Source organism: Paracoccus sp. S-4012, from assembly GCF_009674885.1.
In the GTDB taxonomy this organism is placed as follows: Bacteria; Pseudomonadota; Alphaproteobacteria; order Rhodobacterales; family Rhodobacteraceae; genus Paracoccus.
This window is the reverse complement of sequence record NZ_WKKA01000002.1, coordinates 298,089-311,721: the sequence shown is the minus strand read 5'-3', so window position 1 is coordinate 311,721 and position 13,633 is coordinate 298,089. Positions and strand designations below refer to the sequence as shown.

Genomic DNA, 13,633 nt, shown 5'->3' with positions numbered 1-13,633 from the left:
GATGCCCATCGTCACCGGCGACCTCGCCCGCAGCTTTTCGATGAACCAGGCCTACGGCAAGACAAAGCAGCGGCTGGAGATCCTGACGCGGGAGGTCGCGTCCCGGCAGCACGCCGACGTCGCCCGCACCCTGAACGGCGACACGCGCGGCCTCTCTGCCCTGCGCCATCGGATGACGCTGCTCGACACTTTCCGCACCAACCTGGCCGAGACCGGCGCCCGCTTCAACGTGATGCAGGCGGCGCTCGCGAACATGCACGATGCCGTGGCCAAGGCAGCGCCGGCGCTGCTCGCCCCCCCGGGGCAGGGGGCGCTGGCTGCCGACGCAGTCCTCGCCGATGCCGAGGGCAACCTGCAGCGTATCATGACCGCGCTGAACGCTAGCCAAGCGGGAGAATATGTGTTCTCGGGCGCGTCCCCGGCAACGCCCGCGGTCCGCCCGGCCAGCGCCGTCATCGATGCGATAGCCCCTCGGCTGCAAGGCCTCTCGACGGCGGAGGCGGTGGCTCAGGCCGTCGATCAGTTCTTCTCGGCAAGCGGGGGCGGCGGCTATCTCGACAGCGGCCTCAGCGGCGCCCTGCAACCCGCGGGGCCGGTGCATGTTTCGCCCGGTGAGACGGTGGCCTCACCCGTGACCGCAGCGAGCGGCCCCTTGCGGGAGGCAGTAAAGGGCGCCCTCCTCGCCGTGCTGGCCGGCCGCCGCATTCCCCCGCTGCCTCCGGATGAAAAATCCCGTCTGGTGACCGCCGCCGGAACCAGGTTGCTTTCTGCCGGCGACGGCCTGACGCAACTTCGCGCCGGCCAGGGGGTGCTTGAAGCGCAGGTGGAACGCGCGCGCCTCCGCAACGATTACGAGCGATCGGCGGTGGAGATGGCCTATGCAAATATCGTGACGCCCGACCCCTACCGCGCCGCAGCGGCGCTGAGCGAGGCCCAGTCGGGCCTCGAGACCCTTTACGCCATCACGGCGAGGTTGTCGCGGATGTCACTGGCGGAGCGGCTCTGATGCTCCGGCTGGTCTTCGCTGCGATGTTCCTGCTGGCAGCCACGCTCTCCCGCGCTTCGGCAGAGGATGTGCGGATCAAGGACCTTGCCAGTTTCGACGGCATGCGCGGCAACGACCTGGTCGGCTACGGCATCGTGGTCGGCCTGAACGGGACCGGCGACAGCCTGCGCAATGCCCCCTATACCGAGGACATGCTGGTCGGCCTGCTCGAGCGTCTGGGCGCCAATGTCGCGGACGAGCAGATCCGTCCGAAGAACGTTGCCGCCGTTTTCGTCACCGCGGCGCTGCCGCCCTTCGCGCGCTCGGGATCGCAGATCGACGTCACCGTGTCGGCCATCGGCGATGCCAAGAGCCTGCTTGGAGGCACGCTGGTCATGACCCCGCTGAACGCCGCCGATGGCCAGATCTACGCGGTCGCCCAGGGCTCGGTGATCGCGGGCGGCGTCGTTGCGGGCGATCAGGCCGGCAATGTCGTCCAGGGCGTTCCCACCGCCGGATCAATCCCGTCCGGCGCCCGCGTCGAACGCGAGGTGGCCTTCGACTTCTCGCAGATGGAGGAGTTCCGCATCGCCCTTCGGACACCCGATTTCACCACCGCAGCCCGGGTCGAGGCGGTGATCAACAACGAGCTGGGCGCGGCTGTGGCACGGATGCGGGATGCCGGTACGATCGACATCTCGGCCGCGGCTGTCGGCAATCCCAGCGCGGCGCATCTGGTCAGCCGCATCGAAAACCTTCGCGTGCGCGCGGAGACCCGCGCGCGGGTCGTCATCGATCACAAGTCGGGAACCGTGGTGATGGGTGAGGACGTCCGGATCTCACGGGTGGCGGTTTCTCAGGGCAGCCTCACCCTCCGCGTACGCGACGACTCTGTCGTCGTGCAGCCGAGTCCCTTTGGAAACGGCGAGACGGTGGTCGTGCCTCGGACCACGGCCGCGATCGAGGAGATGCCCGGGATCGGCCTGGCCGAGGTCAGGGGCTCGTCGCTCTCGGATGTCGTGACGGGACTGAATGCCCTTGGCGTCCGTCCGCGCGACCTGATCGAGATCCTGAGAAGCATTCACGCCGCCGGCGCGTTGCATGCGGATATCGTGGTCAACTGAATGATGGGCTGCAATCCCGGGAGGCGCGGATGTTTGTGGATGCGGGTCATTGCGCTGCGCCTCCCGATGGTCCTCGCGATCCTCCGGTCGCTGTCAGTCCTGTGGCCAGGGGCCCCCTGCTCACCCGCCGCGGGGGAACAAGTCCTTCGACGGGGTCAGCGAGGGGCTTCCCGGAGCAGTTCCTTCAACGAGAGCGCCGGATCGGGGCCGGGGCCCCCGCCGGGTCGCCTGAGCGACCATTTCGGGCAAGGCGACGTCGAGGCGGCTCAGGCCGCCAGGCCGCCAGCCGAGGGAATGCAGGGCCCTGCATTCGAGGACGTTCAGTCCTGTCGGATCGGCCGCATCCGGCAGCGCCAGATCGGGACGGCCAGCGATCTTGGCCACCCGCGCCAGCAGGTCGCGGCGGTCGAGGATCAGGTCCGAGACATGCGCCACGCCGGGCATGCGCGACGCCCCGAGAAGCCGCAGGACGGCATCCGCGAGGTCGGCGCCATGCACTTCGGACGCCACTCTCGGCGTCACCGGGCGGCCGGCGAGAAAATCGCGGAACAGGTCGGTCCACTTGTGCGCCTGCCCCGCCCGCGCGGGACCGTAGACGCCCGTGGCCCGGAGGGCGCATCCGCCTTCGGGCAGCGCCGCCTCGGCTTCGGCCTTCACCTCGCCATAGAGAGAGGCGGGGCGCACCGCCAGGTCCTCGGTCAGGCGCGTTCCCGGCGGCCAGCCGTCGAAGACGGCACGGGACGACAGAAGCACCACGCGGCTGACGGCGTCCCGCTGCGCGGCCTCGAAGAGGCGCAGGGTGCCCTCGATATTGGCACGGCGAAAGCCGTCGGGATCCTCGCCCTCACCGCCTCGGAAACGGCCCGGCGCGTGCAGGAAGGCGCAATGGACGAGCGCGTCATGCCCGGTGAGATCGGGCGAGTCGCCCAGCCGCCACCCGGTGCCGGGGGAGAGCGGCGTCATTTCATGTCCCGCCGCCCCGGCCGCATCGGCGATGAAGCGGCCGACGAAGCCCGAGGCTCCCGTGAGGGCGATTCTCATGCGGGGTTCGGCAGCGTGGCCGGGTCGGGCACCGGGCCGCCGCCTGCGACGGCCCGCCAGAGGTCGATTGGGACCCGCAGGCGGTCGGCCTTGGCATGGTCCTGCCACGGCTTCTCGTACTGGAAATGCAGGATGCGGATGGAGGGCCAGTGCCAGAGTTGAGGCAGATTGAACCAGACATATTGCAGCATGTTGTCGAAGACCGGCAGGCCGTGCCAGTCGGGGAAGAACGCCTGCAGGAAGGTCTGGTCCGTGCGGGGCCAGAAGGCGCCGGGCGTGTCGAGGCGCGCGAGCATTGCCGCGAAGGTCGCGGGCGAGGGGCGGGCCGTGAAGATGCCGGAGTTCAGGCGACGAAAGTCCCCGAGGCTCTCGTAGACGTTCGGGGCGGCCGAGAATTCCGGGTAGTCGAAGAGGCGGTCCACGTTCTGCAGGACGATCGCGTCGGCGTCGATGAAGACCACGCGGGCGTAGTCGAGTTGCCACAGGCGCAGCTTGGCAAAGTTGTCCAGCGGCGTGTGGAAGGGCGGCTTCGCGCCCTTGGTGAACGGCGCCGCACCGTGGAGGCGAGCCTTCGCATGGGCCTCATTGAAGGCGTCCGAAGTCGGCAGCAGTTCGACCCGGACCAGCCGCGCGCCCTGTGCGGCCAGCGGCGCAAGGTCGGCCGACGCCACATCGGTGTGCATCACCACCACATCCGCGCCGGTCCCACTCAGCCGCAGCGAGCGCAGAAGCGCCTTGGCCCCGAGCGCATAATCCGCGTTCGTGACCAGCGTCACATAGGCGCGCTCGCTGGCGGCAGGACGGTCGGCCGCCAGGCCCTCCGGCAGGCTCATGAGACCGACTTCAGCCGCTTGCCCTCGGGGTCGTGGTCCACGCGGCGGGCGATGTCCCTGGTCCAGGCGCTGACCGCGGGCACGCGTTTGCGGTCGATGCGATGGGCGAATTTCTTCGCGACGTCCACCACTTCGGAGAGCAGGCCCTCCTGCAGCCGGATCGGGTCGAGGCCGAGGGCGAGGAACTGGTCGTTCTTCACCAGCAGGTCGTTCTCGTCGGCCTCCTTGCGCGGATTCGGCAGATACGCGACCGTGGCGCCGGTGATCTTCGCGACCAGCTCGGCGAGGTCGCGGACGCGGTGGGTCTCGGTCATCTGGTTGAAGATCTTCACCCGCTCGCCCGCCTCGGGGGCGTCGGAGAGCGCGAGTTCGATGCAGCGCACGCTGTCCTGGACGTGGATGAAGGCGCGGGTCTGGCCGCCGGTGCCGTGGACCGTCAGCGGATAGCCGATGGCCGCCTGGATCAGGAAGCGGTTCAGCACCGTGCCGTAGTCGCCGTCATAGTCGAAGCGGTTGATGAGCTGCGGATGGCGGCGGGTCTGGTCGGTGTGGGTGCCCCAGACGATGCCCTGGTGCAGGTCGGTGATGCGGAGGCCGTCGTTCTGGGCGTAGAACTGGAACAGGATCTGATCGAGGCTCTTGGTCATGTGATAGATCGAGCCGGGCTTCGTCGGGTAGAGGATCTGCTGGCCGCGCGGGCCTGCGGGCGTGGCGATCTCGACATCAAGATAGCCCTCGGGGATCGGCGCGCCGACCGAGGAATAGCCGTAGACGCCCATCGTGCCCAAATGGACCAGATGCGCGTCGATGCCGGTCTCGACGAGGGCCGCGAGCAGGTTGTGGGTCGCGTTGACGTTGTTGCCGACGGTGTAGACCTTGTGGCGATCGGTCTTCATCGAATAGGGCGCGGCGCGCTGCTCGGCGAAGTGGATGACGACGTCAGGCCGCTCCTCGGCCAGCCACTGCTTCACGCGCTCGTATTCCTTGGCGAGGTCGAGCAGGTGGAAGCGGATCTCGCGCCCGGTCTCCTGGCGCCAGATGCGGCAGCGCTCCTGGATCGAGTCCATCGGCGTCAGCGACTGCACGCCAAGCTCGGTGTCGATCCAGCGGCGGCTGAGGTTGTCGACGATATGGACCTCGTGACCGAGGTTCGAGAGGTGCAGCGAGGTGGGCCAGCCGACGAAGCCGTCGCCGCCGAGAACCGCGATCTTCATGGGGTGATCCTTCCAAAAACCCGCGTTCCTGATGGTTTAGGCGGGGCGGGCGTGACAGTCGAATGAAGATTTGATGGCAGGCAGGGAGGCGCCGGGCGTCCGGCGCGCGCTGTTGCGCCTCGCCGATGGGACCCTGGCCCATTGGCGTGCACCGTCAGCCACGAGCCGACCGATCCGCCCCGCGGATCGGTCAGCGTCCGCCTTGCCTGCGGCGGATGCCTCGCGTGCACCAGGGCGGACGCCGACCTCCGTTGCCACGCGCGCGCCTCGCGGCCGGTGTCCTCACCCCACTCGTCGCCCGTCCGTGTCGAACCGATGCTCGTCCGCCGGGTCGTGCCCCAGCACCAGCCGCTCGCCCGCGCGCGGGCGCAACTGCCCCGGCAGCAGCGCCGTGAGCCGCTCACCCGTGACCGTGGTGCCGTGGACCAGCGTCTCGGCCCCGAGGTTCTCGGCCGCCTCGACCCGGACCGTCAGCCCGCGTTCCACCAGCCGCAGGTGCTGCGGCCGCACACCCAGCGTCACCGCGCCGCCCGGTCCTGGCACCGGCAGGGTCAAAAAGTTCATCGAGGGCGCCCCGATGAAGCCGGCGACGAAGCGATTGGCGGGGCGGTTGAAGAGGTCGAGCGGCGCGTCCACCTGCTCGACCCGGCCGTCACGCAGGACCACGATGCGGTCGGCCAGCGTCATCGCCTCGATCTGGTCATGGGTGACATGGATCATCGTCCGCCCAAGGCGGCGATGCAGGGCCGCGATTTCGGCCCGCATGGCGCCGCGCAATTCCGCGTCGAGGTTCGAGAGCGGCTCGTCCAGCAGGAAGGCCACCGGCTCGCGCACGATGGCCCGGCCGATCGCCACCCGCTGCCGCTGCCCGCCCGAGAGCTGGCCGGGGCGGCGCTCGAGCAGCCCGTCGATCTCCAACATCCGCGCCGCCTCGTCGATGCGCCGGGCGATCTCGGCCCGCGCCATGCGGCTGTTCTCCAGCCCGAAGGCGAGGTTCTGGCGCACTGTCATGTGCGGGTAGAGGGCGTAGCTCTGGAACACCATCGCCAGCCCGCGGTCGGCGGCCGGGCGCGCGGTCACGTCTGCGCCGTCGATCAGCACCCGGCCCCGCGTCGGCCGGTCGAGCCCGGCGATCAGGCGCAGCAGCGTGGACTTGCCGCTGCCGGACGGGCCGACGACGACGCAGAGCTCGCCCTCGGGGATCTCCAGCGTCACGTCGCGGATCACCTCGACCGGGCCGAAGCTCTTGGAAATTGCTTCCAGCGTGATCGCGCCCATCAGACCCTCACTTCAGCCCGGCACTGGCGATGCCGCTGGTGATGAAGCGCTGCAGGAACACGAAGACCAGCACCACGGGCACGATCGCCGCCACCGTCATCGCGAGGATGTAGTGCCACTGCACGTTCAGCTCGCCCGCGTAAGAGTTCAGCCCGATCTGCAGCGTGTAGTTCCGCGTCGAGGTCAGCACCACGAGCGGCCAGAGGAAGTCGTTCCAGCGCCAGACGACGCTGAAGATCGCCAGCACCGCGAGCGCCGGGGCGGCGAGGGGCAGGACGATCCGCCAGTAGATCTGCCACTCGGAGGCGTGATCCATCCGCGCGGCCTCCAGCAGCTCGTCGGGGATCGTCAGCATGTATTGCCTGAGCAGGAAGACCCCGGTGGGCGTGGCGATGGTGGGCAGGATCACGCCCCAGAGGGTGTCGAGGAGGCCTACCGCCGAGACGACCGAGTAGAGCGGCACGAGGATCACCGACAGCGGCACCATCAGCGTGGCGATGATGAGCAGCATCACGGCATTCCGCCCCCGGAAGTCGTATTTCGACAGCGCGAAGGCCGCCATCGAGTTCGTCAGCAGCGTCAGGGCGGTGGCCACGACGGTCACGAAGACCGAATTGCGGAAGAAGCGCCAGAAGTCGAAGCGCAGGAACGGCTCTGTGTAGTTGGAGGTGGCGAAGGCGATCTCGCGCAGGGGCTCGCGTTCGGCGATGTTGACGCGGAGCGGCTCGGCCTCGGGCGCGGCGGGGTCCACCATCTGCGCGACGATGCCGACGCGGCGCAGTTCGGCCATCGTCTGCGTGGTCCCGTCCGGCGTGGTGACAGTGAAGAGGGGGCGCTCGCGGCCGTCGATCTCCATTGTCTGCTGGGCGTAGGGCAGGATCGTCGGCGGGAACTCGGCCAGCGCCGCGGGGGTCTTGAACGACGACAGCACCAGCCAGACCGCGGGTCCGAACATCAGGACCGTCCCGCCGACCAGCCAGACCCAGGTGGCGATGTCGGTCCAGTGCCAGCCGCGGCCGCTGCCGGCGACGCCGCGCCGGCGGGTCAGGAACCTGGCGCCCCTCACCGCTGCGCCGCCCTTCGCTGCCGGCTGAGTCGAAGAAGCGTCAGCACCACCAGCACCCCCGCCATCAGGATCGACGCGGCCGCCGCGAGGCCGGGATTGCGGACCGGCGAGGCGAAGCCGGTCTCGTAGATGTATTGGGTCAGGAACATGGTCGCCGTGCCGGGTCCGCCGCCGGTCAGGACATAGGCCTCGTCGAAGATCTGCACCGCCCGGATCAGCGCCAGCACCACGACGACGGCAAGGTTCGGCGTCAGCAGCGGCAGGGTGATGCGGCGGAACACGCGCCACGGCCGCGTGCCGTCCATCTCGGCCGCCTCGTAGAGGTCCTTCGGGATCGCCTGAAGCCCGGCCAGCAGGATCAGCGCGTAGAAGCCCAGATGCGCCCAGACGCTGACGCCCACTGCGGCGGCGAAGGCCCAGAAGCGGTCGACCAGCCAGTTGACCGGCTCCAGCCCCCCCTCGACCATGACGAGGTTCGCCAGCCCCTGCCGCTGCAAAATCCAGCGCCAGATGAGGCCCACAACCACCGGAGAGAGCAGGACCGGGAAGAAGAACACTGCCCGCCAGAAGCCCTTGGCGGGCAGGCTGCGGTTGAGGATCAGCGCGGTGACCAGCGCCGCGCCGGTCATCAGCCCGACCTGCAGGACGACGAAGCGCGCCGTGTTCCAGACCGCGGTCCAGAAGGTGTCGTCGCGGCAGGTCCGGGGGCGCAGGTGGTTCTCGCATTCCAGCAGCCGCGCATATTGCTCGCCGCCGACGAAGGGCCGGTCGGCGAGGAACACCTGCGCGCCGCCGGTCATCGAGTAGGCGACGTTCAGCCCGATCGGAACAAGCACGAAGATCGTGAAGATCGCCAGGTTGGGCAGCAGGAACAGCCCGATCATGCCGCCGCGCCCGGCCAGCCGCTGCCAGCCGCGCATCGCCGGGTCGAGCGCCGCGGCGAGGGCGCGCAAGGGGGCGGTCGCCGCCGCCCCGACGCGCGCCCCGAGGCTCATTGCGCGGCCGCAGTCATCGCTTCGGCGATGTCGCTGTCGATCCGCGCCAGCGCGTCCTCGGTCGAGAGCTCGCCCGCCATGGCCTCGCCGAGGCGCTTGGCCAGCGCCGCATAGACGTCCGAGGCCGGGGTCCAGGCAGGGATGCGCTGCGCCTCCTCGGTCAGTTGCCCGGTCGCCGCGACGAAGGCGTTGAGCGCGGCGCGCGCGTTCTCGTCGTCGGTCTGGAAGTCGAGGCCGCCCTTTTCAACCACCGCCTTGTGGGCCGGCAGGAACAGGGTCCGCTCGGAGAACTCGCGCACGATGTCCTCCTGCGCGAACCACTCCATGACGGTCGCGACCTCCTCCGGGTTCGGGGTCGACCTGATCGCCACCAGCGCCGCGCCGCCGGGGATGCCCGTGCAGCCCGCGACGCCGCAGGGCGAACCGGTCGCCACCCAGTCGAAGGCGTCGCCGACCGTGGCGCTGAGGTTCGCCACCTGCCAGCTTCCGGCGTAGTAGTAGGGAACCGTCGCGTTGATGAACTCGTCGGCCGCCGGGCGGTAGGTCGCGCCCGCCGCGCTGACCCAGACGTCGCGCAGATTCCGGCCGTCCTCGGTCCAGCCGATCAGCTTCGTCAGGAACCCCCTGGCGGCATCGTCCAGCGGCGCCGGCATCCCGTCCTCGCCGATCAGCTTCGCGCCCTCGGAGATCATCGGCCCGGTGATCCGGTGCCCCGAGCGGTCGATGGCGATCGCCGCCTCAAGCTGCTGGCTCTCGGCCACCCGCGCCGCCGCCTCCACCCACTCGTCCCAGGTCGCCTCCGGCCCGGGCAGCGGCACCCCGGCCTGCTCGAACAGCGTGGCGTTGGCGAAGCCGCCGGTCAGCGTCAGCTGGGTCATGAAGCCGGGGATGATGTCGGTGCGGTCCGGCCGCATCCAGTCGAGCTGCGCGCCGAAGTTCTCGCGCCAGTAGTCCGGATCTCTGAGGTAGGGCGTCAGGTCCAGGAAATGCGGCGCCTCCTTCTTGAGGTCGGTGATCCGGGCGATGTCCGGCCCCTCGCCGGCGGCGAGCTGGATCGGCAGTTGTTCCTTGATGACCTGGTAGGCGACGTTCTCCAGCGTCAGGTTGATCTCCGGGTGATCGGCCCGGAAGCGCGCGACGAGGTCTTCCATGACCTCGCCCTCGTTGCCGTCCGAATACCACATGATCCGCACATCGCCCGCGAGCGCGGCAGAGCCCAGCGCGGTGCCCATCGTCACCGCCGCGATCGCCGTCCAGATCCTCGTCAAGTCAGGTCCTCCCCTTCGTTCTGTCGCCGGGCGCGGTTTGGCTGCGCCGCCTGGTGAATGTCCAGTGCGCGCCCCTCGCGAGCGCAACCCGGCCTCCGCCCCGAGGCTACCGATTCACGCTTCCCGGCGCAAAGCGTCCTTCTCCCGCCTCACCCTGACGCACGCGCTCCGACAATAGGCCAACCCCGCGCCCCGCTTTGCCTTGTCCAAATATCCCGGGGGTGCGGGGGCAGCGCCCCCGCGGGCCCAGGCGGCCGATAGCACCTTGTGGAACCTTCCGCCGAAACCCCCAACATCTTGCGTCTTTCGTTGACAGTGGTAGCGCGGGCGCGGAGACTCGCCACATGCAGTTCGACCGCCTCCGCCTCACCGGCTTCAAGAGCTTCGTGGACCCGACCGACCTGGTGATCCGAGAGGGTCTGACCGGCATCGTCGGGCCGAATGGCTGTGGCAAGTCGAACCTGCTCGAGGCGCTGCGCTGGGTCATGGGCGAGAACCGCCCGACAGCCATGCGCGGCGCCGGGATGGAGGACGTGATCTTCGCCGGCACCGCGCGTCGCCCGGCCCGCGCCCATGCCGAGGTGAGCCTGCATGTCGACAACCGCGCCCGCCTCGCGCCTGCGGGCCTGAACGAGGCCGACGCGCTCGAGATCAGCCGCCGCATCACCCGCGACGCGGGGTCGGTTTATCGCCTGAACGGGCGCGAGGTGCGCGCCCGCGACGTGCAGATGCTGTTTGCCGACGCCTCGACCGGAGCGCATTCGCCGGCGTTGGTCCGGCAGGGGCAGATCAGCGAACTCATCAACGCGCGGCCGCAGGCCCGGCGGAGGATTCTGGAGGAGGCGGCGGGGATTTCGGGCCTCTACCAGCGGCGGCACGAGGCGACGCTGAAGCTCGACGCGGGCGAGGCGAACCTCGCACGGGTGGCCGAGACGCTGGAGGGGCTGGCGCAGCAGGCGGCGGCGCTGGCCCGGCAGGCGCGGGCGGCGGCGCGATATCGCGAGATCGGCGCGGCGCTCAGGCTGGCCGAGGGGCAGCTTCTCTGGCGCCGCTGGGCCGAGGCGGAGGGCGCGCGCGCGGCGGCGGAAGCGGCGCTGGCCGAGGCGCTCCGCGCCGCCGTGCTGGCCGAGGCGGGCGCGCGCCGCGCCACGGCCGCGCGGGAGGGGCCCGAAGCCGCGCTGCCGGGCTTGCGCGAGGAGGTGCAGGTCGCGGGCGCGATCCTGTCGCGCGCCGTGGTCGAACGCGAGGCGCTGGACGAGGCCGAGGCGCGGGCGGGCGAGGCCATCGCCCAGCTCGGCGCGCGGATCGCGCAGCTCGACCGCGACCTGGCGCGCGAGGAGGGGCTGAACCGCGATGCGGGCGAGGTCTTGGCGCGGCTTGCGCGCGAGAAGGCGGAGCTCGACGCCGCGGGCGAGGGCGCCGAAGCGCGGATCGCCGCCGCGGACGAGGCCGCCGCGGAAACCTTGGCCTCGCTGCGGCAGGTCGAGGCGCGGCTGTCGGAGTTGCAGGACGAATCCGCCCGCCTCGCCGCGCAACACCAGTCGGCGGAGCGGCTTGTAATGGATCTGCGCGGGATGCGAAATCGGGCCGAGAGCGCGGCTGCGGGGGCGGAGACCGCGCGGGAGCGGGCCGAGCTGGCGGGCCGCGAGGCTGCGCAAGCCGTTGTCGGCGCGGCCGCAACGCAGGGGCAGGCGGCCACGGCGCTCGAGGCGGCCGAGGCGGCGCTCGCGGCGGCCGAGGGCAGACGCGGGACGGCCGAGGCGTCGGAAACCGAAGCCCGCGCCGCCCGTGCCGGGGCCGAGGGCGAGGCACGGGCGCTCGCCGCCGAGGTCGGGGCCTTGGAAAAGCTGGTCGCGCGAGGGCAGGCGGGCGGCGGATCGCTGCTCGACCTGGTGCGGGTGACAAAGGGCTTCGAGGCGGCCTTCGGCGCGGCCTTCGGCGACGACCTGCGGCTGGGGCTGGCGAAGGGTGACGGCGCCGGATGGCGGGATCTGCCCGGCTACGACGCCGCCGCCCCGCTCCCCGACGGGGCCGAGCCGCTGGCCCCCCATGTGCGGGGGCCGGAGGCGCTCGGGCGGCGCCTGTCGCAGGTCGGCGTGGTGGCCGACGCGGAAACGGCGAGGGGGATGCAGGCGGCGCTGCGGCCGGGGCAGCGGCTGGTGACGCGGGCCGGCGACCTCTGGCGCTGGGACGGGCTGGCGCAGCCGGCCGGGGGCGCGGCCTCCGCCGCGGCGCTGCACCTCCAGACGGTGAACCGGCTGGCCGAGACGCGGATGCAGGCGACCGAAGCCGCCGCCCGGTCGGCGGCCGCCGTCAGCGCCCATGACGCCGCGCGCGCAACCCTCGCCGACGCCACCAAGGCCGAGACCGCGGCCCGCGAGGAGCGGCGGCGGGCCGAGCGGGCGCTTTCGGACGCCGCCCGCGCCGCGGCCTCAGCCGAATCGGCGCAGTCGCTCGCCGCCAGCCGGGCCGAGGCGGCGCGGGCGGAACTCGCCCGTCACCGCGCCGACGCGAGTGATGCGGCCGCCCGGCTGGCCGGGGCCGACCGCGCCCTTGCCGCGCTCCCCGACCGGACCGCCGCCGCGCAGGCGGTCGAACAGGCCAGGACCGGCGTCGAGGCGGCGCGCATCGCCACCATGAGCCGCCGCGCCGCCGCCGAGGAGCTGAAGCGCGAGGCCACCGCGCGCGGCAAGCGGCTGGGCGAGATCGCGGCCGAGGATGGCCGCTGGCGCGGGCGGCTCGATCAGGCGGGCGGCCGCGCCGCCGAACTCTCGGGCCGCCGCGCGGCCGCCGCCGCGGAACTGGCCGAAGCCGAGACGCAGCCCGCCATTCTGGCCGAGCGGCGCGGCACGCTGGCCGGGGCCGAAGCCAGCGGCAAGCTCCGTCTCGACCGCGCTCAAACGGCCCTGCACACCGCCGAGACCGCCCTGCGCGCCGCCGCCGCCGCCGAACGCGAGGCCGAGCGCGCCGCCTCCGAGTCGCGCGAGGCCCGCGCCGCCCGTGAGGCCCGCGCCGAGGCCGCGCGCGAGGCCGAGGCGGTTGCCAGCGCCCGCATCCGCGACGAGACCGGCGGCGCCCCGGACGCACTCGCCGCCGCCCTCGACCTCGATCCCGACCGCCTGCCCGACGCCGCCAGCCTCGAGGCCGCCATCGCCCGCCTTCGCGTCAGCCGCGACGCGCTTGGCGCCGTCAACCTGCGCGCCGACGAGGACAAGCGCGCCCTCGAGGAGGAGCGGGCCACCCTCGCCGCCGAGCGCGACGACCTCGAGGCTGCGATCCGCAAGCTGCGGGGCGGAATCGGCGCGCTCAACCGCGAAGGGCGCGAGCGGCTGCTCGCCGCCTTCGACACCGTCAACGGCAACTTCCGCACCCTCTTCACCCACCTCTTCGGCGGCGGCGAGGCCCGCCTCGTGATGGTCGAATCCGACGACCCGCTGGAAGCCGGGCTGGAGATCATGTGCCAGCCGCCGGGCAAGAAGCTGGCGACCCTCAGCCTGCTCTCGGGCGGCGAGCAGACCCTGACCGCGCTCGCCCTCATCTTCGCCGTGTTCCTCGCCAACCCGGCCCCGATCTGCGTGCTGGACGAGGTGGACGCGCCGCTCGACGACGCCAACGTGACGCGCTTCTGCGACCTCTTGGACGAGATGACCCGCCGGACCGAGACGCGTTTCCTCATCATCACCCATCACGCGGTGACGATGGCGCGGATGGACCGCCTCTTCGGCGTGACGATGGTCGAGCAGGGGGTGAGCCAGCTCGTTTCCGTCGATCTGACCCGCGCCGAGGCTCTGGTCGCCTGACCCCGGCCGCGCTACCCTCCGCCGCGAAA

Annotated in this window: 10 protein-coding genes; 3 read left to right on the top strand and 7 right to left on the bottom strand. The window is 71.4% G+C overall.

The window, feature by feature from the left end:
* Position 1 precedes the first annotated feature (1 nt).
* Complete coding sequence (locus GI374_RS04930; RefSeq protein ID WP_154335897.1) at positions 2–1,006, top strand: hypothetical protein; 1,005 nt, start codon at positions 2–4, stop codon at positions 1,004–1,006.
* A gap of 23 nt (positions 1,007–1,029) precedes the next feature.
* Positions 1,030–2,109 (top strand): flagellar basal body P-ring protein FlgI, encoded by a 1,080-nt coding sequence (locus GI374_RS04925; protein WP_229582671.1) that lies wholly within the window; start codon positions 1,030–1,032, stop codon positions 2,107–2,109.
* A gap of 120 nt (positions 2,110–2,229) precedes the next feature.
* Here GI374_RS04925 and GI374_RS04920 read toward each other — a convergent pair whose 3' ends face one another.
* The 7 genes from GI374_RS04920 to GI374_RS04895 form a co-directional block, all read right to left on the bottom strand.
* A complete protein-coding gene (locus GI374_RS04920; RefSeq protein ID WP_154335895.1) occupies positions 2,230–3,150 on the bottom strand; it encodes an NAD(P)-dependent oxidoreductase in 921 nt (306 codons plus the stop codon).
* Complete coding sequence (locus GI374_RS04915; RefSeq protein ID WP_154335894.1) at positions 3,147–3,983, bottom strand: glycosyltransferase; 837 nt, start codon at positions 3,981–3,983, stop codon at positions 3,147–3,149. The genes GI374_RS04920 and GI374_RS04915 overlap by 4 nt, the downstream gene beginning before the upstream one ends.
* Positions 3,980–5,197, bottom strand: coding sequence for an NAD-dependent epimerase/dehydratase family protein (locus tag GI374_RS04910; RefSeq protein ID WP_154335893.1), 1,218 nt, complete (start codon positions 5,195–5,197; stop codon positions 3,980–3,982). The genes GI374_RS04915 and GI374_RS04910 overlap by 4 nt, the downstream gene beginning before the upstream one ends.
* Positions 5,198–5,479: 282 nt before the next feature.
* A complete protein-coding gene (locus tag GI374_RS04905) occupies positions 5,480–6,475 on the bottom strand; it encodes an ABC transporter ATP-binding protein (RefSeq protein WP_154335892.1) in 996 nt (331 codons plus the stop codon).
* A gap of 7 nt (positions 6,476–6,482) precedes the next feature.
* Complete coding sequence (locus tag GI374_RS19025; protein WP_370515148.1) at positions 6,483–7,541, bottom strand: carbohydrate ABC transporter permease; 1,059 nt, start codon at positions 7,539–7,541, stop codon at positions 6,483–6,485.
* Complete coding sequence (locus tag GI374_RS19020) at positions 7,538–8,536, bottom strand: carbohydrate ABC transporter permease (RefSeq protein ID WP_229582606.1); 999 nt, start codon at positions 8,534–8,536, stop codon at positions 7,538–7,540. Before GI374_RS19020 ends, GI374_RS19025 begins: the two co-directional genes overlap by 4 nt.
* On the bottom strand, positions 8,533–9,804 hold the full coding sequence (locus tag GI374_RS04895) for an ABC transporter substrate-binding protein (protein ID WP_229582603.1): 1,272 nt from the start codon (positions 9,802–9,804) through the stop codon (positions 8,533–8,535). The genes GI374_RS19020 and GI374_RS04895 overlap by 4 nt, the downstream gene beginning before the upstream one ends.
* Before the next feature lie 344 nt (positions 9,805–10,148).
* Here GI374_RS04895 and GI374_RS04890 point away from each other — a divergent pair, with 344 nt between their 5' ends.
* Positions 10,149–13,604 carry a chromosome segregation SMC family protein gene (locus tag GI374_RS04890; protein ID WP_154335890.1) on the top strand — a complete coding sequence of 1,152 codons (3,456 nt, stop codon included), beginning with the start codon at positions 10,149–10,151 and terminating at the stop codon, positions 13,602–13,604.
* Positions 13,605–13,633: the final 29 nt, after the last annotated feature.